This is a genomic window from Xanthomonas campestris pv. badrii (assembly GCF_012848175.1).
Classification (GTDB): Bacteria; Pseudomonadota; Gammaproteobacteria; order Xanthomonadales; family Xanthomonadaceae; genus Xanthomonas; species Xanthomonas campestris_C.
Map to the genome: position 1 here is coordinate 738482 of NZ_CP051651.1, position 18125 is coordinate 756606.

General features: G+C 67.5%; 18 protein-coding genes and 1 other RNA gene. 11 read left to right on the plus strand and 8 right to left on the minus strand.

All coding sequences use genetic code 11. The features are described from left to right. The first annotated feature begins 83 nt into the window (after positions 1-83). Together HG421_RS03070 and HG421_RS03075 are read left to right on the plus strand one after the other, a co-directional pair. Entirely contained in the window at positions 84-389 is a 306-nt protein-coding gene (locus HG421_RS03070) for an NAD(P) transhydrogenase subunit alpha (RefSeq protein WP_169705128.1), read from the plus strand. Further along, a complete protein-coding gene (locus HG421_RS03075; protein WP_169705130.1) occupies positions 386-1843 on the plus strand; it encodes an NAD(P)(+) transhydrogenase (Re/Si-specific) subunit beta in 1458 nt (485 codons plus the stop codon). The genes HG421_RS03070 and HG421_RS03075 overlap by 4 nt, the downstream gene beginning before the upstream one ends. 582 nt (positions 1844-2425) lie before the next feature. Here HG421_RS03075 and HG421_RS03080 read toward each other — a convergent pair. After that, positions 2426-2845 carry a hypothetical protein gene (locus HG421_RS03080; protein WP_169705132.1) on the minus strand — a complete coding sequence of 140 codons (420 nt, stop codon included), beginning with the start codon at positions 2843-2845 and terminating at the stop codon, positions 2426-2428. 174 nt (positions 2846-3019) lie between these two features. Here HG421_RS03080 and sufT point away from each other — a divergent pair, with 174 nt between their 5' ends. The 5 genes from sufT to HG421_RS03105 all read left to right on the plus strand — a co-directional run bounded on the left by sufT (position 3020) and on the right by HG421_RS03105 (position 10573). Next, positions 3020-3574 carry a putative Fe-S cluster assembly protein SufT gene (gene sufT, locus HG421_RS03085; protein ID WP_169705134.1) on the plus strand — a complete coding sequence of 185 codons (555 nt, stop codon included), beginning with the start codon at positions 3020-3022 and terminating at the stop codon, positions 3572-3574. Between the two features lie 64 nt (positions 3575-3638). Further along, positions 3639-4724, plus strand: coding sequence for a branched-chain amino acid aminotransferase (locus HG421_RS03090; RefSeq protein WP_169705136.1), 1086 nt, complete (start codon positions 3639-3641; stop codon positions 4722-4724). Positions 4725-5037: 313 nt separating this feature from the next. Beyond that, on the plus strand, positions 5038-6789 hold the full coding sequence (locus HG421_RS03095; RefSeq protein ID WP_169705138.1) for a S8 family peptidase: 1752 nt from the start codon (positions 5038-5040) through the stop codon (positions 6787-6789). Between the two features lie 335 nt (positions 6790-7124). After that, positions 7125-8534 carry a S8 family peptidase gene (locus tag HG421_RS03100; RefSeq protein WP_169705140.1) on the plus strand — a complete coding sequence of 470 codons (1410 nt, stop codon included), beginning with the start codon at positions 7125-7127 and terminating at the stop codon, positions 8532-8534. A gap of 341 nt (positions 8535-8875) precedes the next feature. Beyond that, positions 8876-10573 carry a S8 family peptidase gene (locus HG421_RS03105; protein ID WP_169705142.1) on the plus strand — a complete coding sequence of 566 codons (1698 nt, stop codon included), beginning with the start codon at positions 8876-8878 and terminating at the stop codon, positions 10571-10573. Positions 10574-10610: 37 nt separating this feature from the next. Here HG421_RS03105 and HG421_RS03110 read toward each other — a convergent pair. The 5 genes from HG421_RS03110 to wrbA form a co-directional block, all read right to left on the minus strand. Continuing rightward, positions 10611-10687, minus strand: a non-coding RNA gene (locus tag HG421_RS03110) — sX9 sRNA. A gap of 60 nt (positions 10688-10747) precedes the next feature. Beyond that, positions 10748-11221: a Cys-tRNA(Pro) deacylase gene (gene ybaK, locus HG421_RS03115; RefSeq protein WP_169705152.1), complete on the minus strand. Its 474-nt coding sequence runs from the start codon at positions 11219-11221 to the stop codon at positions 10748-10750. 4 nt (positions 11222-11225) lie between these two features. Beyond that, positions 11226-11711, minus strand: a complete 486-nt coding sequence (locus tag HG421_RS03120; RefSeq protein WP_169705154.1) for an asparaginase domain-containing protein — start codon at positions 11709-11711, stop codon at positions 11226-11228. A 175-nt stretch (positions 11712-11886) separates the two neighbouring features. Beyond that, on the minus strand, positions 11887-12231 hold the full coding sequence (locus HG421_RS03125) for a DUF2069 domain-containing protein (protein ID WP_169705156.1): 345 nt from the start codon (positions 12229-12231) through the stop codon (positions 11887-11889). Beyond that, the gene (gene wrbA / locus HG421_RS03130) at positions 12228-12884 is read right to left on the minus strand and encodes an NAD(P)H:quinone oxidoreductase (RefSeq protein ID WP_211161775.1); all 657 of its coding nucleotides are present in this window, start codon (positions 12882-12884) and stop codon (positions 12228-12230) included. The genes HG421_RS03125 and wrbA overlap by 4 nt, the downstream gene beginning before the upstream one ends. Positions 12885-12935: 51 nt before the next feature. Here wrbA and HG421_RS03135 point away from each other — a divergent pair, with 51 nt between their 5' ends. From HG421_RS03135 to HG421_RS03150, 4 genes are all read left to right on the plus strand, one after another. Then, entirely contained in the window at positions 12936-14213 is a 1278-nt protein-coding gene (locus tag HG421_RS03135) for a YihY family inner membrane protein (RefSeq protein WP_169705160.1), read from the plus strand. Continuing rightward, the gene (locus HG421_RS03140; protein ID WP_169705162.1) at positions 14210-14821 is read left to right on the plus strand and encodes a TlpA family protein disulfide reductase; all 612 of its coding nucleotides are present in this window, start codon (positions 14210-14212) and stop codon (positions 14819-14821) included. The genes HG421_RS03135 and HG421_RS03140 overlap by 4 nt, the downstream gene beginning before the upstream one ends. Further along, positions 14821-15087, plus strand: coding sequence for an acylphosphatase (locus HG421_RS03145; RefSeq protein WP_169705164.1), 267 nt, complete (start codon positions 14821-14823; stop codon positions 15085-15087). The genes HG421_RS03140 and HG421_RS03145 overlap by 1 nt, the downstream gene beginning before the upstream one ends. Before the next feature lie 84 nt (positions 15088-15171). Continuing rightward, a complete protein-coding gene (locus HG421_RS03150; RefSeq protein ID WP_169705166.1) occupies positions 15172-16401 on the plus strand; it encodes a hypothetical protein in 1230 nt (409 codons plus the stop codon). Here the strand turns inward: HG421_RS03150 and ppk2 are convergent. Both ppk2 and moaB read right to left on the minus strand, forming a co-directional pair. Further along, positions 16383-17165: a polyphosphate kinase 2 gene (gene ppk2 / locus HG421_RS03155; RefSeq protein WP_169705168.1), complete on the minus strand. Its 783-nt coding sequence runs from the start codon at positions 17163-17165 to the stop codon at positions 16383-16385. The two genes, HG421_RS03150 and ppk2, sit on opposite strands and share 19 nt — an antisense overlap. Before the next feature lie 32 nt (positions 17166-17197). Further along, positions 17198-17716, minus strand: a complete 519-nt coding sequence (gene moaB / locus HG421_RS03160; RefSeq protein ID WP_169705170.1) for a molybdenum cofactor biosynthesis protein B — start codon at positions 17714-17716, stop codon at positions 17198-17200. Positions 17717-18125 lie beyond the last annotated feature (409 nt).

Sequence of the window (18125 nt, forward strand, 5' to 3'; positions counted from 1 at the left end):
CAACGTGTGAGTGCCGATTCGGTTGACATGCCCGCCGGATGGGTATGATCGGCGGGCCGCACCGGCCAGTGGAGCGATCGACGATGAGCGACGGTTTCGTAGCGCTGTACATCTTCATGCTGGCGGCCATCGCCGGCCACGTGATCATCTCGCGGGTGCCGGTGATCCTGCATACGCCGCTGATGTCCGGGTCCAATTTCATCCACGGCATCGTGTTGATCGGGGCGATGGTGGTGCTCGGGCATGCCGACACCACGCTGGAGAAGGCCTTGGGCTTCGTGGCGGTGGCGCTGGGCGCCGGCAATGCCGCAGGCGGCTACGTGGTGACCGAGCGCATGCTGGACATGTTCAAGTCCAGCCGCAAGCCGCCGGGCGGAGACGCGCCGTGAACATCTCCACGCCCGAGCTGTTGTCGTGGCTGGTGAAATCCAGCTACCTGGTGGCCGCCACCTTGTTCCTGCTGGGCCTGCAACGCATGGCCTCGCCACTGACCGCGCGCAGCGGCATCCGCTGGGCCGGGCTCGGCATGCTGATCGCCACGGTGGCCACGTTCTTCCTGCCCGAATTGCACAACGTGCCGCTGATCCTGGCGGCGCTGGCGATCGGTACCGGGGTGGCATGGTGGTCGGCCAAGAAGGTGGCCATCACCGACATGCCGCAGATGGTGGCCCTGTACAACGGCATGGGCGGCGGTTCGGCGGCGGCGATCGGGGCGGTGGAACTGCTGCGGTTTGCGTTCTTCGCCAACCGCGACACCGCGCACTGGAGCGCGCAGGCGATCGCCGAACTGGCCGCGCGGCGGCCGGACACCGCCACCGTGGTGCTGGCGGTGGTCGGTTCGGCGATCGGTGCGGTGTCGCTGTCCGGCTCGATCATCGCCTGGGCCAAGCTCGACGGCCGGCTCGACCGGCGGGTGACCTTCCCCGGCCAGCAGGTCTTCAATCTGCTGGTGGCGCTGGCGATGGCGGTGCTCGGCGCGTGGGCGGCGAGCAGCCTGCAGCCGACGGCGATCATCGCCTTCTTCGTGGTGGCGCTGGCGTTGGGCGTGCTGATGACGCTGCCGATCGGCGGTGCCGACATGCCGGTGGTGATCTCCTTGTACAACGCTTTCACCGGGCTGGCAGTGGCGTTCGAGGGCTACGTGCTGGGCAACGAGGCGCTGATCATCGCCGGCATGATGGTGGGCGCGGCCGGCATCCTGCTGACCCGGTTGATGGCCAAGGCGATGAACCGGCCGATCAGCGGCGTGCTGTTCTCCAACTTCGGCGGCGGCGGGCAGGCGCAGGAGATCGGCGGCGCGCAGAAGCCGATCGAAGCGGGCGATGTGGCGGCGATGATGGCCTTCGCCGAGCGGGTGGTGATCGTGCCCGGCTACGGCATGGCGGTGGCACAGGCGCAGCACAAGATCTGGGAGCTGGCGCAGCGGCTGATCGCGCGCGGGGTCAAGGTGACGTTCGCGATCCACCCGGTGGCCGGACGCATGCCCGGGCACATGAACGTGCTGCTGGCCGAAGCCGGCGTGCCCTACGACCTGATCGCCGACATGGACGACATCAATCCGGAATTCGCCAGCACCGATGTGTCACTGGTGATCGGCGCCAACGACGTGGTCAATCCGGTGGCCAGGACCGATCCGGCCAGCCCGATCTACGGCATGCCGATCCTGGACGTGGTCAATTCGCGCAACACGGTGGTGATCAAGCGCGGCAAGGGCACGGGGTTTGCCGGGATCGAAAACGCGCTGTTCTACGCCGACAACACCCGCATGCTCTATGGCGACGGGGCCGAGGCGGCGGGCGCGCTGGTCAGCGAGTTGAAGGCCCTGGATGGGGGCGGGCATTGAGCGCTTGGTGTAGTGCAATCGCGCTCACATGCGCGGGTGAAACGCCACGTCGGTCGGTGCTGCGCCGTGGCGTTGCCAGGTGCGCCCATATGTCCGGATCACACGTCTCGTGCGTCGAGTGCGCGATGCCCTCACCGCTCGCGGGACACGCCGCAAGTACGTCCCTGTAGGCTCGGTGGCGGCATCCATGCCGCCACACGGTCCCACAAGCGGCGAGGGCACCGCGCCAGAGAGTTGGCGGATGGTTTGTTGAAAAGCGAAGCCACTGCGTCGCCGGACGGCTGGTTGCTTGTTGAAAGCCTTACGTACCGACCAACTCGACGGGTCCTTGTCCGCCGCCCGTCGCGGAACCTTACGCGGCATGGATGCCGCGTAAGAGCTTGCAAGGATGTACTTGCGGCGTGTCCCGCGATGGGCCGCGGGCAAGGACCGCGCAGCAGACACGCGGCGCTTTCCAGGTATCGCTGGGTTGTCTCAAACCAGAGCGACGGCGTTCGAGGAGCCGCGTTACGCGAAACAGCACGGGCGACGCATCAGCGTCGGCCAACTCCTGCATCGGCTATTGCAACGGACGCACGCGAGTCAGCGCGCAGCCCACCACGCCAGCACCAGCGCGGTGGCGTAGCACAGCAGATCGAACGCATTGTTGGCCAGTTGCAGCAGGGTCCAGGCCAGGCGCGGACCCATTTTCTGCGCCGACGTCCATGGGTCCAGGCCCAGCGATCCGCCGACCTGCGCCGAGGCAATGCCCCAGTTGGTGGCAATGATGATCGCTGCGGTGGCCACCACCGCCACGCCGATGCGCAAGGGACCGGCGCGCAAGCTGCCCAGGCGCAGCATCCAGACCACTTCCAGGGCGACCAGCACCGCCATCCAGCCGGCCTGGTTGCCAAGGGCCAGGGCGATCAGCAGCCAGGCGATGAGGGCGGTGACGCTTCCCAGCAACAGGAGCGGGGGCCAGAGCCAGTGGGCGCTTCTGGCGGACGCGGAGGTGGGCGGCATTGGAGCTCCTGACAGTGCGCACATGATAGAGCGCATGCCACGCTTTGCGAGGCCCCGGATGCCTGGATGGAATGCAGCGTCGCCAGCCAGGCGCGTTGTCTGCGGCAGCGGCGGGGTTGCTGTCGGCTAGAATGGCCGACTTGCGCGCGTCCGGCGCGGCCCCATATCCAGCCCATGTATTCCCGTAGCAGCGAACCCGTCCAGTTCGAACGCGATTGCGATGCCGTCATGGTGCCGCAGGGCGATTCAGTGACCCTGCCCGCAGGCAGTTACGGCTATATCACCCAGGCACTGGGTGGCAGTTACACCGTCTTTGTCGAGGGCAATCTGTTCCGCATTGCCGGCAAGGATGGCGATGCGATCGGCAAGGAGGCCCCGCCCGGGCTGGAACTGCCCGACAACGCCAGCGACGAGGAGGTCGAGGCCCTGGTGTGGCAGCAGCTGCGCACCTGCTTCGACCCGGAAATTCCGTTCAACATCGTCGATCTGGGGCTGGTCTACGAGGCGGTGGTCAGCCATCGCGAGCAAGACGATCAGCGCCGGGTGGACGTCAAGATGACGCTCACCGCACCCGGTTGCGGCATGGGTGAGATCCTGGTCGACGACGTGCGCAGCAAGCTGGAAATGATCCCGACCATTGCCGAGGCCGATGTCGAGCTGGTGTTCGACCCGCCCTGGGGCCGGCATATGATGTCCGAAGCGGCCCGTCTCGAGACCGGCATGCTCTGATCGCCAGGCGCCATGTCCACGGGCTGGCGCTGCGTCCTTTCGCCCGCCATACAGGAATCTTCCGGTGTCCGTGTCCTTTGCTTCCACCCGTTCTCCGTCGCCGCGCAGTGCCGACGAACTGTCCGTGATCCTGGCAGCGCCCGGTTTCGGGCTGCATTTCACCGACCACATGGTTGCCATCTCCTGGAACAACGAGCAGGGCTGGCACGACGCGCAGGTACGTGCCTACGGACCGCTGCAACTGGATCCGGCCGCCTCGGTGCTGCATTACGGCCAGGAGATCTTCGAAGGCATCAAGGCCTACCGGCACGCCGATGGGTCGATCTGGACCTTCCGCCCGCAGGCCAATGGCGAGCGCCTGCAACGCTCTGCGCGCCGCCTGGCGCTGCCGGAACTGCCGGTGGACCTGTTCGTCGAATCGCTGCGCCAGTTGGTGGCGGTGGACGCCGGCTGGGTGCCCTCGGCACCGGAAACCAGCCTGTATTTCCGCCCCTTCATGATTGCCGATGAGGCCTTCCTGGGCGTGCGCGCCGCGCACAAGGCCTCGTACTACGTGATTGCCAGCCCGGCTGGCCCGTATTTCGCCAAGGGCGTGGCGCCGGTGTCGATCTGGTTGTCTACCGAATACGCGCGTGCGGCCAAGGGCGGCACCGGCGCGGCCAAGTGTGGCGGCAACTACGCCGCGTCCCTGCTGCCGCAGCAAAAGGCCCAGGCCCAGGGCTGCTCGCAGGTGCTGTTCCTGGACCCGGTGGAAGGCAAGTACATCGAAGAACTGGGCGGCATGAACGTGTTCCTGGTCTACAAGGACGGCACGCTGGTGACGCCGGAGTTGTCCGGCAGCATCCTGGAAGGCATCACCCGCGACAGCATCCTGCAGCTGGCCCGTGACCGTGGCATGCGCGTGGTCGAGCGCAAGGTCGCCATCGACGAGTGGAAGCAGGGCGTGGCCTCCGGCGAGATCGCCGAGGTCTTCGCCTGTGGCACCGCTGCGGTGGTCACGCCGATCGGCGAGCTCAAGGGCGACGGATTTGCGGTGGGCGATGCCGCAGCGCCGGCGGGCGAGGTGACCATGTCGCTGCGCCAGGAACTCACCGATATCCAGTACGGGCGTGTGCCGGACCGTCACGGTTGGCTGGTGCGTTTGTCGTAGGCCGACATACAGCGTCAAACGCGGCCCCCGTGTGCAACACGGGGGTTTTTTTTGGCCTGCCATGCAGCAGAAAACGTCTTCAACGGGTCAAAAACAGCCGCAAGCGGGCTGAACAGAGCTGATGCGTGTCACAAAACTGATATTTAAGTTTCAAAAGTGTCGAGTTCGTATTGTCCAGTTCGGTTCGCGTAAGATAGCTTCGCTGAACGGATCGATAACAGGGGGCTCGATTCGCGGATCCGGCGCTGACCTACGGAAGGCGGCGCCGGCATACACCGCCTCGGCGGTACTCTTTGATTTGGAAGGGAATTCGATGTCGAACGTGTCGTCTCGCAAGCGTCCTCGCACGCTCACCGTCCTCAGCGCCACCGCGCTGACCTCCCTGTTGCTGGCAACGCCTGCGTTTGCCGGCGAGGTCTATCTGGACGGCCTTGCCACTGCCCAGACCCACCAGAAATTCATCGTCACCTACAAGGATGGCAGCACTGCACTGGCCAGCCCGAGCGCGCTGACCACCTCGCTGCGCGCCGCCGCCCGCGCGATGCCGGCCAAGTCCGGCAAGGCGCTGGGCCTGAGCCCGGTGCGTCGGCTGGCGCTGGGGCCGGAACTGGTCAAGGCCGATCGCGCGCTGGACCGCGCCGAAGCCGAAACCCTGATGCGCCAGCTGGCGGCCGACCCTAACGTGCAGGCCGTGGAAGTCGACCAGATCCTGCACGCCACGCTGACCCCCAACGACACCCGGCTGTCCGAACAGTGGGCATTCGGCACGACCAATGCCGGCCTCAACATCCGCTCTGCATGGGACAAATCCACCGGTGCCGGCGTGCGCGTGGCGGTCATCGACACCGGCATCGTCAGCCATCCAGACCTCAACGCCAACATCCTGTCGGGCTACGACTTCATCAGCGACGCGGCAACCGCGCGCGACGGCAACGGGCGCGACAGCAATCCCGCCGACGAGGGCGATTGGTACGCCGCCAACGAGTGCGGCACGGGCATTCCGGCGGCAACCTCCAGCTGGCACGGGACCCACGTCGCCGGCACGGTTGCCGCGGTGACCAACAATTCCAGCGGCGTAGCCGGTACTGCCTATGGCGCGCAGGTGATCCCGGTGCGCGTGCTCGGCAAGTGCGGCGGTTCGCTGTCGGATATCTCAGATGCCATCATCTGGGCGTCGGGCGGCACCGTTTCGGGAGTGCCAACGCTGTCTTCGGCGAATGCGGCCGAGGTCATCAACATGTCGCTCGGCGGCGGTGGCGCCTGTTCGGCCACCATGCAGAACGCCATCAACGGTGCGGTGTCCCGTGGCACCACCGTGGTGGTGGCTGCGGGCAACGATGCATCCAATGTGTCCGGTTCGCTGCCGGCCAACTGCAACAACGTGATTGCGGTTGCGGCCACCACCTCGTCAGGCGCCAAGGCCAGCTACTCCAACTTTGGTACCGGCATCGATGTGTCCGCGCCGGGCTCGGCCATCCTGTCCACGCTCAACAGCGGCACCACCACGCCGGGCAGCGCCAGCTACGCGTCCTACAACGGCACCTCAATGGCATCGCCGCACGTGGCCGGTGTGGTGGCGCTGGTGCAGTCGGTGGCGCCCACGCCGTTGACCCCGGCGGCAGTGGAAACCCTGCTGAAGAACACCGCCCGTGCGCTGCCGGGCGCCTGCTCCGGCGGCTGCGGCGCCGGCATCGTCAATGCCGATGCTGCAGTCACCGCCGCAATCAATGGCAGCAATGGCGGCGGCGGTGGCGGCAGCGGCAACACCCTGACCAACGGCACCCCGGTGACCGGCCTGGGCGCAGCCACGGGCGCAGAGCTCAACTACACCATCGCGGTACCGGCCGGCAGCGGCACGCTGACGGTGGCGATCAGCGGCGGCACCGGCGATGCAGACCTGTATGTGCGCGCCGGCAGTGCGCCGACCGACACGACCTACACCTGCCGCCCGTACCGCAGCGGCAATGCCGAAACCTGCAGCATCACCGCGCCCTCCGGCACGTATTACGTGCGGGTCAAGGCGTTCAGTACCTTCTCTGGCGTGACCTTGCGGGCCAGCTACTAAGAGCAGCTGACAAACTACTGCGCGTCCGTCACCCACCTGACGAGCGCTCGCGATGTTTTGGTAGCCGCTCCAAGGCCTGCCGCTCGATGCGGTCTGCGTTGTCTGGCCCTGCGCCAGGCAGCGCAGTCACCGCGCACCCCATCTGCGATGTCTCGCTCACGTCTGCCCTTGCGGCCGGCGCAGGCGGCGCATTGCCGCTCGGCCGGGATGGACACCGGTCAGTCGTTTCGACGGGCGCCAGCGCTCGTCCATTCCGGCCCAACCCGCAGTCTGCGGCAACGGCCGGCCATCGCGCCGCAACCGCGGCACTTCTTAAAAAATCTGAGGAACGATCGATGTCCAATGTGTCGCAACGTCGTGCACCTGCACGCGCACTGGTGGTGCTGGGTGTTTCCGCGCTGACCTCCCTGCTGGCCGTGCCGGCGTTCGCCGGTCAGGTCAACCTGTCCGGCCTGGATTCCCAGCCGACGCTGGATCGCTTCATCGTCAAGTACAAGGACGGCAGCAGCCCGGCGGTGAGTCCGACCTCGATGCGCGCCTCGCTGAACTCGGTTGCCACCGCGGTGCCGGCCCGCGCCGGCCGCGCGCTGGGCCTGAACCATGTGCGCCGCACCGCGCTGGGCTCGGAAGTGCTCAAGGCCACCCGTGGCCTGGACCGCGCCGAGGCCGAAACGCTGATGCGCCGCATCGCCGCCGATCCTAGCGTGGACTATGTCGAAATCGACCAGATCATGTACCCCACGCTGACCCCGAACGACACCCGCCTGTCCGAGCAGTGGGGCTTTGGCACCACCGCCTCCAGCATCAACGTGCGCCCGGCCTGGGACACGGCCACCGGCACCGGCGTGGTGGTGGCCGTGATCGATACCGGCATCACCAGCCATCCGGATCTCAATGCCAACGTGCTGCCCGGCTACGATTTCATCAGCGATGCCGCGCGTGCGCGCGACAACAATGGCCGTGACAGCAATCCGGCCGACCAGGGCGACTGGCGCGCGGCCAACCAGTGCGGGACCGGCATTGCAGCGGCCAATTCCAGCTGGCACGGCACCCACGTGGCCGGCACCATCGCGGCTGTGACCAACAACAACAGCGGCGTGGCCGGCACTGCGTTCAATGCGCGCATCGTGCCGATCCGTGCGCTGGGCCTGTGCGGTGGCGCCACCTCCGACATCGTCGATGCCATCGTGTGGGCCTCGGGCGGCAGCGTGTCCGGCGTGCCGGCCAATGCCAATCCGGCCGAAGTGATCAACATGTCGCTGGGCGGCAATGGCAGCTGTTCCACCACCTACCAGAACGCCATCAATTCGGCGGTGTCGCGCGGTACCACGGTGGTGGTGGCGGCCGGCAACAGCAATGCCAACGTGGCCAACTTCACTCCGGCCAGCTGCGCCAATGTGATCTCGGTGGCTTCGATCACCTCGGCCGGCGCGCGGTCGAGCTTCTCCAACTTCGGCAGCACCATCGACATCTCCGGCCCCGGCTCGGCCATCCTGTCCACGCTCAACAGCGGCACCACCACCCCGGGTTCGGCCAGCTACGCCAGCTACAACGGCACCTCGATGGCGGCACCGCATGTGGCCGGCGTGGTGGCGCTGGTGCAGTCGGTGGCGAGCCGGCCGCTGACCCCAGCGGCAGTGGAAACCCTGTTGAAGAACACCGCCCGTCCGCTGCCGGGCACCTGCTCGGGCGGCTGCGGTGCCGGTATCGTCAACGCGGCCGGTGCGGTCAGCCAGACCCCGTGACACTCCGCCGGCCGCGCGCTGCCTGCATGACCGCCGGCAGCGCCGTCGGGCCGGTCCCCACCGACCTGTCGGTGTTTTGAATTCCGCACTGCCCCGCTTCGGCGGGGCAGTGTGCGTTTGGGGCTTTGCCACGCCTGGGCGTTGGCCGACCGGATGCGGCAATGGCTGAACAAAGCGCATGGCGCGGCCTTTGGGCCGCTTCAGACACGCAGATGGCACGCCGATAGCCAGCCCACGTGAGGCATGGCCGTGCGCAACCGCCCCACGATCGGGCAGTGCGCGTCGCAGAGGGTGTCAGCGCGTTGTCTTCCGAACTTCAGCTCCCTGGGGAGGGGTGATCCATGTCGCATGTCTCGGTTGGTGTGCTGCGCCACGCTGCATTTGTCTGTGCGTTGTCCTGCACGTTTTATGCCACTGCCGGCGAGGTCAGCCTGCAAGGGCTGGCCTCCAGTTCCACCCATCAACGTTTCATCGTCAGCTACAAGGACCGCGTCGGCAGCAGCCGTGCCACCGGGCTGTCTGCGCCGTGGCGCGAGATTGCCAGTGCCGTGCCTGCACGGCAGGGGCGGGCGTTGGGTCTGTCGACCACGCGCCGGCTCAGCACCGGCCCGATGCTGTTGGTGGCCGACCGTAAGCTCGATCGGGTGGATGCGGAAAGCCTGATGCGGCGGCTCGCCGCCGACCCGGCGGTCAAGCGGGTGGAAGTGGATGTGCTGATGCGCCCCTTGCTGGTGCCCAACGACCCTGGCGTTCCGCAGCAATGGGCGATGGGCACCAGTAACGCCGGCCTCAACATCCGCCCGGCCTGGGACCGTTCCACCGGCAAGGGCATCGTGGTGGCGGTGATCGATACCGGCATCACCGCGCATCCGGACCTGGCCGCCAATGTCCTGCCCGGCTACGACTTCATCACCGATCCGGCAACCGCCCGCGACGGCAATGCGCGCGACGCCAACGCCGCCGACCAGGGCGACTGGTCAGCCGCGAACGAATGTGGCTCCGGTGCGTCCGCGTCCAGCTCCAGCTGGCATGGCACCCATGTGGCCGGCATCGTCGCCGCCGTGGGCAATAACAGCAGCGGCGTGGTGGGCACCGCGTTCAATGCCAAGCTGCTGCCGCTGCGGGTGCTGGGCAGGTGTGGTGGCTACATGTCCGATATCGCCGACGCCATCGTCTGGGCAGCGGGCGGCAAGGTGACCGGGCTGCCAGCCAATGCGAATCCTGCCACGGTGATCAATCTGTCGCTGGGTGGCTACGGCAGTTGCTCGGCGACGATGAGTAATGCCATTGCCGCCGCGGTGACGCGTGGCAGTTCGGTGGTGGTGGCCGCGGGCAACAGCAATATGGATGTCTCCACCAGCGTGCCGGCCAACTGCCCGAACGTGATCGCGGTGGCGGCCACCACCTCGGCCGGCGCGAAGGCCGGTTTTTCCAACTTCGGCAAGGGCGTGGACATCGCGGCGCCGGGGCAGGCCATCGTGTCCACGCTCAACAGCGGCGCCACGGTGCCGGGCAACGCGGCGTATGCGTCGTACAGCGGCACCTCGATGGCCGCGCCGCATGTGGCCGGTGTGGTGGCGTTGATGCAGTCGGTGGCCTTGAACCCGCTCACGCCGGCAACGGTCAAGGCTTTGCTCAAGAGCAGCGCGCGGCCACTGCCGGTGGCCTGCCCCCAGGGCTGCGGGGCGGGGGTGGTGAACGCCGACGGGGCGCTGGCGGCAGTGGTCGCATCGACCACGCTTGCCCGCAATGTGGCGCGCACGGGGCTGAGCGCGGCGCAGTCGGACGTGCTGTATTACCAGGTCAATGTCCCGGCCGGCACACGCGCGCTGAAAGTGACGCTCGCCGGTGGCAGCGGCAACGCCGATCTGTCGCTGCGCGCGGGCGCGCTACCCAGCGACAGCGCGTACAGCTGTCGCAGCATGCTGCCCGGCAATGCCGACAGCTGCACGGTGAACGCACCGGCGGCCGGTACGTACTACGTGCGGTTGAAGGCGACGTTGGCGTTTTCCGGAGTCAGTGTCACGGCGGCGTACTGAGTCTTGCGTCAGGCCTGCGACCGCCGCGGCTTATCGCGGCTGGACAAGCCGTAGCGAGCGGTCGTCAGGTGGTGTGGACGGCGCACTCGACACCGGAGTGCGCGCGTGATGCATGCTGCGCCGAGCCGTCACCGCACCCGCGTGGCGGCTGCGCAATCGGCTTGTCGGCCGCTTTTACTCGCACAGTGTGCAGGCGCGTGCACGAAGGGCCTGCAACAGCTGTTCGCCGGGCAATTCCAGCAGCAAGCCGCGCTGACCGGCATTGATCCAGAGCCCGGGTGCGTCCAGCGCGGTGGCTTCCACCAGCACCGGTGCCTGCCGTTGCTGGCCGAGCGGGCTGATCCCGCCCACCTTGTAGCCGGTGCGGCGCTCGGCGTCGGCCACGTCCATCATGCGGGCGGACTTGCCGCCCTGCGCGCTGGCGAGTTTCTTCAACGACAGGCGCCGGTCGCAGGGAATCACCACGCACACCGCCTGGTCGTCGACCCAGGCCATCAGGGTTTTCAGCACCGTCTGCGGTGGCAGGCCGAGCGCAGTGGCTGCCTGCAGGCCCTTTGCATCGGCATCGGCTTGGTAGTCGTAGGGATGCAGGACGTACGCCACGCCTGCCGTGTCCAGGGCACGGGTGGCGCGGGTCGCCTTGCTCATGGCCTCAGATCGATTCGAAGCGGTTGGCGGCGACGTTCTTGCGTACCTTCTGCGGGTTCCAGACGCGCCCGTTCATGGCGATGTAGACGCCGGCCGGCAAGGATTGCACCGCACCCACCGCGCAGCCGATGTTGAATTCCGCATCCGAGCCGCGAAAGCGCGCCGGATTGAGCGCGCCGGTCATCACGATGGTCTTGTCGGGAATCGACTGCAGCACCTTGCCGGTTTCCACCATCGAGTCGGTGCCGTGGGTGATGAGCACGTGTTGGGTGGGCTGGGCGGCGATGGTGGCGCGGATCAGTTCGCGATCGGCCTCGGTGATGTGCAGCGAATCCTTGCGGATGATCGGAATCACCGAGAAGCGGAAGGTCACGCCCAGTTCCTTGAGGATCTGGCCGATCTGCGGGTCGCCGATCTGGTAATCGGATTTGTCGTCGAAGTAGATCTTGTCGATCGTGCCACCGGTGGTGACGATCAGAAGGTCTTCCATTGCTGCCAATCCTGTAGGGCCAATGCGGTGCAGGCCGCGCGCGGGGCGGCCATGATACCGCCCGCCCAAGATGCTGGCAGCGCTGACCCTTCGACAAACAGCACGGATGTCGAAAACGTGCGCTCACGCGTGGCTACCGGCGGAGCGTGCCGCGGCGCAGATGGCCTGCGGCCGGTCAGCGCGCCTCGCGCTTGCCGCCGAAACGCGCGGCCATGCCGGGGCCACCCACCAGGCCCACGACCGCCAGCGCAAGCAGCAGTTCCAGCCATGCCATCGCGCGTGCCTGCGGCTGGCTCCAGGCGGCCATCACGCCGTGGCTGAACCAGCCCAGCGCAAACACACCCGCCCAGAAACGCGCACGCGCGCTGCGTACCGCCAGCACACCGGTCAGCGCGGCCGGCAGCACGAACACGAGGAACGCGGCGAGCGGCCGCGGGTCGTCGTGAAACCAGGCCGCGAATAACACCGCCAGTGCCAGCAGCGCGGCGCTCAGCAGCCAATGCATGGCGCGCACGCTCATGGAGTTGCCAGCCGCCGTGCGACATCGGCCACCCGGCGGCCCAATGCGCGCGCCAGCAGGGCTTCGTCCTCGCTGGGTTGCGGGTCGCCGCCGGCGCCGGACACATGGCTGGCACCGTACGGCGTGCCGCCGCTGGTGGTGTGGCTGAGCGCGGCTTCGGTGAATGGGATGCCCACGATCAGGCAGCCGTGGTGCAGCAGCGGCAGGTGCATCGACAGCAGGGTGGATTCCTGCCCGCCGTGCATCGAGGCGGTAGAGGTGAACACCGCTGCCGGCTTGCCCGCCAGGGTACCGCTGGCCCATTCGGCGCCCAGGCTGTCGAGGAAATGCTTCATCGGCGCAGCCATGTTGCCGAAGCGGGTCGGGCTGCCCAGCAACAGGCCGCTGCATTCGGCCAGATCGGCACGGTCCACATAGGGCGCGCCTTCGTCCGGCACCGGCGGGGCGCTGGTCTGGGTCACTGCGGCCACCGGCGGCACCGTGCGCAAGCGTGCGCTCATGCCGGGCACCTCGCCGATGCCGCGCGCGATCTGCCGCGCCAGCCGTGCCACCGAACCGCCACGGCTGTAATACAGCACCAGAATCTCCGCCATCGTGTCTCTGCCGCCTGTGTGAGTTGCCGCAGTATCGGCCAAGCCGCTGCCCCACTGCACGCCGCGGCTGCGGCAAGGCCGCGATGACGGCGCATCGGGTACCCTTGCGCGATGGCGCGTGTGAACACACTCCACCAATGGAAAGAACGTCTGCACGACCGCGCGCGGACGGTGAGCTTCGGGCGCTTTTTGTGGCGCCGCTTCCTGGACGATCGCTTGTTCCAGGCCGCCGCGTCGCTGGCCTACACCACGGTGTTTGCGTTGGTGCCGCTGGCGATCGTGGTGTTCGGCGTGCTGTCCGCCTTCCCCGCGTTCAACGAGTGGAAGGACGCACTGACCGACTTCATCTTCAACAACTTCGTGCCCGGCGCGGCGCGTTCGGTGCAGAACTATCTCAACCGCTCGCTGGAAGACCTGGGCAAGTTCACCGTGGCCGGTATGGTCGCGCTGGTGGCCTCGCTGCTGATCACCCTGCACAGCATCGAGCAGACCTTCAACAACATCTGGCGGGTGGCCGCTGCGCGCCCCAAGGTGACGCGCTTTTTGATCTATTGGACGGTGCTGACGCTGGGCACGATGCTGGCCGCCGCGGCGATGGCAATGGCCGCCTACGTGTTCGCGCTGCCGTTGTTCCGCACTACCGAAGGCCAATGGCTGGCCGAATTTGCCTGGCGGCTGGCGCCGATGGCGGTGGAGTTCGTCTGCATCGTATTGATCTACCGGGTGGTGCCGCAGCATGCGGTGCGCCTGCGGCATGCGCTGCCGGGCGCCTTGCTGGCGGTGATCCTGATGGAGATCGTGAAGTGGGGCTTCGGCTTCTACCTGGGTAACTTCCAGACCTATCAGCGCATCTACGGCGCGCTGTCGGCATTGCCGATCCTGTTGTTGTGGATCTACCTGAGCTGGGTATCGGTGCTGCTGGGCGCCTCGCTGGCCTCGTCGATGTCGGCCTTCCGCTACCAACCCGAAGCCATGCGCCTGCCGCCGGGCTTCGAGATCTACGGCCTGCTGCGCCTGCTGGGCCGGTTCCGCCAGGCGCGCATCCACGGCAATGGCCTGGACGAAGACCGCATCCTGGCGCTCGAACCGATGCTCACCGACACCTTGATGCAGGAGCTGCTGTGCGAGCTCAAGCGCATCCGCCTGTTGCGGCGTGACGAGCGCGGCCAGTGGTTGCTGGCACGCGACCTGGACGTGGTGCCGCTGGCCGAGCTCTACGAACACTGCCAGTTGCGCGTGCCGATCGAAGACCGCCCGCTGCCGTGCCGCGACGACGCCTACGGCCAGGCCGCTGCCGCGGCGCTGGAACAGCTGCGCCAACCGTTGCGCGGCGTGCTGGCGCAACCGGTTGGCGACCTTTACACCCACCTCCCCGGAGATCCTCCATGACCGTGCGCCTATTGCGCGGCGCCTGTGCGCTGCTGTTGCCGCTGTTGTTGCTGACCGCCTGCAAGCCCACCGGCGAGGGCACGCCGGCTGCCAACCCTGCGACCACTGCGCCGGCAGCGCCTGCCCAGCCAGCCGGGACACCGGCCGCCACGGAGCCTGCCGGCGCCACCGGCACCTCGGTCGTGCAGCAGACCGCGCAGATGCCCAAGCTGTCGCTGCCCACCGTCTCGGGCGAGACCTACGACCTGGCCGCGCATCGCGGCAAGTGGGTGGTGGTCAACTTCTGGGCCACCTGGTGCGCGCCCTGCCTGAAGGAGATGCCGGAGCTGTCGGCCCTGCACACCATGCGCGACACCGTCGAAGTGGTGGGCCTGGCCTACGAAGACATCACCGCCGCCGACATGCAGGCGTTCCTGAAGGACCACCCGGTGTCCTACCCGGTGGCCATCCTCGACCCCTACCAGCCGCCGCAGGATTTCGCCACGCCGCGTGGCCTGCCGATGACCTACCTGATCGGCCCGGACGGCAAGGTGGCCAAGCAGTTCCTGGGCCCGGTCACGGCGCGCGATATCGAAACGGCGGTAGGCATCACCGGCAAGGCCGGCTGATGCAGGCCGCGCGTTTCGTGGTCAGCGGCGTGGTGCAGGGCGTGTGGTATCGCGCCTCCACCCGCGAGCAGGCGCTGGCGCTGGGGCTGCGCGGGCATGCGCGCAACCAGGCCGATGGCAGCGTGGAGGTCGTCGCGGCCGGCAACGAGGCGGCGCTGCACGCGCTGGAACGCTGGCTGTGGCAGGGCCCACCGGCGGCCAGCGTTGCCACGGTGGTGCGCACGCCGTGTGCGCTGCCGCCGTCTGAAGACTTTGTAACTGGCTGAGCGCACGCCAGCGCAGCGGGGCAACAGAGTTGGGTCGCCTCGCCGATAACCCTGTCAACGCGATCAGGCGTTCAGGGGAATGCAATGGCTGCTCCATCTCAAGATCACACTCACGGGCACGACCTGCCTGCCCACGGCATCACGCGTGTGCTGGCGCAGTGGGGGCCGTGGCTCTATCTCGCCGCGTTGCTGGGGATTGGCTGGTTGTTGTTCCAGCAGCCGCAAACGCGCGTACTGCGCCCCGGGCAGGCGGCCGCCGGCTGGCTGCTGGCCTGGACCTTCGGTGGCATCGTGATCGGTGCGGTGGTGTGGAGCCTGCGGCTGGCGCGGCGTGGCCTGGGTGCGCCCAGCGCCAGCTATCCGCCGTCGGCGCGCCTGCCCGAGTCCTGGGCCGATGCCTATGCGGCATTGCTGCGCCCGGCGGCTGTGGCCCCGGTGAGCGCGGCCAGGCTCGATCCGACCAGCACCCAGCGCGGCGCGGCCTGGCACCGCTTCGGTGCCGGCATGCTCAGTGCGGAAAGTTTCGACCCCAACGACGCCACCCGCACGCCCTGGGACGGCATGGATGCCCAGGCCTGCATCGCCCGGCTGGATGAGGTGCGTGGCGCCTGGCAGAACGCCTCGGCCAATCGCGCGCTGCAACAGGAGCGCCGCTACTGGCTGGACGTGGTGCTGTCGCTGCTCGATCACGGCGTGATGCGTCCGCTGCAGGACGGCTATCTGCCCGACACGGCTGCGCTGCGCACCGAACGTTTCCTGCTCGGCGCCGATGCCGGCCCGACCGTACTGGCCGACGTGCCGGCATTGTTCGCGCGCCGTCTGGCCCTGGCCATCGAGGCGATGCCGGCCGCGCAGCGCGATGCAGCCGGCACCCAGTGGCGCCTGTTGCAACAGCTGCATGCCCTGGTCGCCGAAAGCCGCATGCTGGATGAGCGCTCGCAGGTGATCCAGGTGCTGGCCTGGAACCCGGACGTGGACCTGGACCAGGTCGAGGTGGCCTACATCCTGGCCGCCGAATACCGCGAAGGCATGCGCGACTGGTTGCGCCGCGCCGCCCTGGTGCGCCTGCCCGACAGTGCCCTGCGCCTGGACGAAGTCTTGCTGTCTTCGTGCAGCCCGCTTGGCCCGCAGGCCGACGATGTCGACTACATGGAAGCGATGCGCCCGCTGCACCGCGGCTTCATGCAGTTGTTCAATCAGCGCCTGAGCCAGCTGGTGCTGCAGGCCGAGCAGGCCGAACGTCAGGCCGGCCTGCATCCGCTGCCGCGCGCCACCGCGGCCAGCGACGAAGTCTCTCAGGACTGGCCGGCGTAATCGTCGATCGGTTCCAGCATGCCGTAGCGTTCCTTGTGCGGCTTGCCGTGCAAGGGCGGCAGCGCTAGCGGTTCCTCGGGCACCGAGGTGTCCGGAAGCCGATCCAGCAGGTCGCGGATCAGGCTCAGCCGGCCGCGTTTCTGGTCGTTGAAGTCCACCAGCGTCCACGGCGCCGCCGGAGTGTGGGTCGCTTCGAGCATGCGCTCGCGCGCCTCGGTGTAAGCCTCGTATTTGTCGCGCGACTGCAGGTCCACCGGCGACAGCTTCCAGCCCTTGAGCGGGTCTTGGTGCCGCTCGGCAAAGCGTTCTTCCTGCTCGGCCTGATCCACGCACAGCCAGTATTTGAACAGCAGGATGCCGTCATCGACCAGCATCTGCTCGAAGCGCGGCGCCTGCTGCAGGAACGTTTCGTACTGCGCATCGGTGCAATAGCCCATCACCCGTTCCACGCCGGCGCGGTTGTACCAGCTGCGATCCATCAGCACCAACTCGCCGCCGGCCGGCAGATGCGTGACATAGCGCTGGAAGTACCACTGCGTGCTTTCGCGATCGTTGGGCTTGGGCAGCGCCACCACCCGGCATTGCCGTGGATTGAGGTGGCTGGCGATGGTCTGGATCACGCCGCCCTTGCCGGCGGTGTCGCGGCCTTCCACCAGCACCAGGGCGCGTTGATTGGTATGGTGCAGCCAGCGCGCCATGCCGACCAGTTCCAGTTGCAGCGGCGCCAGTAGTTTCTTGTAGGCCTTGCGTTTGAGGTGCGACATGCGCGTTCCAGCAAAAGTGCAGAACGCGCAGGCTATTGCCCCAGACGTGGACGCAGTGTCGCCAGGTTGCAGGGTCTGGTGCGTGCATCCAGTTGCGCGCGCACGATCTTTTCCCACGCCGTGCGGCAGGCCGAGGTGGAACCGGGCAGGCAGAACACGAAGCTGTGGTTGGCCAGCCCCGCAAACGCGCGCGATTGCAGCGAGGACGTCCCGATTTCGTCAACGCTGACCGCACGGAACATCTCGCCGAAGCCGGGCATCAGCTTGTCCAGCAGCGGAGTGATCGCCTCCGGCGTACTGTCACGGCCGGTGAAGCCGGTGCCGCCGGTGACCAGGATGCCGTCGATCTGCGTATCGGCGATCCAGCCCGACACGATCGCACGCATGCGGTAACGGTCGTCCGGACACAGTGCACGCGCGTGCAGCACATGGCCTTCCTGGGTGAGGGCATCGGCCAGGTAGTCGCCGGAGCGATCGTCGGCCAGGGTGCGGCTGTCGGACACGGTCAGCACGCACAGGCGCAAGGGGATGAAGTCGGGAGTCGATGGCATGCGCCAAGCCTAGCGAGCCTGGCGGGCCGGGTACAGCGCCGCGGTGTGAAGCTGCGCAGAGCGCGTCACTATGGGGCATCGTCTGACGCGTCGCTCTTAGCCCCTCTCCCCGCGGGAGAGGGGTTGGGGTGAGGGTACGGGCGAAGCCTGCATGGCAGCACTTCTCACATCGGAGACACAAGGCTGCAGTGATCGGCAGATCACCGAGCATTGGCAATCAGTTACTGCCTAAGCATCGCAGGTTTGCTCGCACCCTCATCCGGCGCTGCGCGCCACCTTCTCCCGAGGGGAGAAGAACGCAGGTCTGTCGGCAGCGGTTGGCTCAACTCCGTTGCAGGCAGCGGCTTGAATCACAATCGTCCACAACACACCCTTGGCATGGCATGGCATGGCATGCCACAACCACCAA

Excerpts from the sequence above, each read along its gene's own strand:
- HG421_RS03070 (WP_169705128.1), top strand. The coding sequence starts at position 84 with ATGAGCGACGGTTTCGTAGCGCTGTACATCTTCATGCTGGCGGCCATC.
- HG421_RS03080 (WP_169705132.1), bottom strand. The coding sequence starts at position 2,845 with ATGCCGCCCACCTCCGCGTCCGCCAGAAGCGCCCACTGGCTCTGGCCC.
- sufT (WP_169705134.1), top strand. The coding sequence starts at position 3,020 with ATGTATTCCCGTAGCAGCGAACCCGTCCAGTTCGAACGCGATTGCGAT.
- HG421_RS03095 (WP_169705138.1), top strand. The coding sequence starts at position 5,038 with ATGTCGAACGTGTCGTCTCGCAAGCGTCCTCGCACGCTCACCGTCCTC.
- HG421_RS03100 (WP_169705140.1), top strand. The coding sequence starts at position 7,125 with ATGTCCAATGTGTCGCAACGTCGTGCACCTGCACGCGCACTGGTGGTG.
- HG421_RS03105 (WP_169705142.1), top strand. The coding sequence starts at position 8,876 with ATGTCGCATGTCTCGGTTGGTGTGCTGCGCCACGCTGCATTTGTCTGT.
- ybaK (WP_169705152.1), bottom strand. The coding sequence starts at position 11,221 with ATGAGCAAGGCGACCCGCGCCACCCGTGCCCTGGACACGGCAGGCGTG.
- HG421_RS03120 (WP_169705154.1), bottom strand. The coding sequence starts at position 11,711 with ATGGAAGACCTTCTGATCGTCACCACCGGTGGCACGATCGACAAGATC.
- HG421_RS03125 (WP_169705156.1), bottom strand. The coding sequence starts at position 12,231 with ATGAGCGTGCGCGCCATGCATTGGCTGCTGAGCGCCGCGCTGCTGGCA.
- HG421_RS03135 (WP_169705160.1), top strand. The coding sequence starts at position 12,936 with ATGGCGCGTGTGAACACACTCCACCAATGGAAAGAACGTCTGCACGAC.
- HG421_RS03140 (WP_169705162.1), top strand. The coding sequence starts at position 14,210 with ATGACCGTGCGCCTATTGCGCGGCGCCTGTGCGCTGCTGTTGCCGCTG.
- HG421_RS03145 (WP_169705164.1), top strand. The coding sequence starts at position 14,821 with ATGCAGGCCGCGCGTTTCGTGGTCAGCGGCGTGGTGCAGGGCGTGTGG.
- HG421_RS03150 (WP_169705166.1), top strand. The coding sequence starts at position 15,172 with ATGGCTGCTCCATCTCAAGATCACACTCACGGGCACGACCTGCCTGCC.
- ppk2 (WP_169705168.1), bottom strand. The coding sequence starts at position 17,165 with ATGTCGCACCTCAAACGCAAGGCCTACAAGAAACTACTGGCGCCGCTG.
- moaB (WP_169705170.1), bottom strand. The coding sequence starts at position 17,716 with ATGCCATCGACTCCCGACTTCATCCCCTTGCGCCTGTGCGTGCTGACC.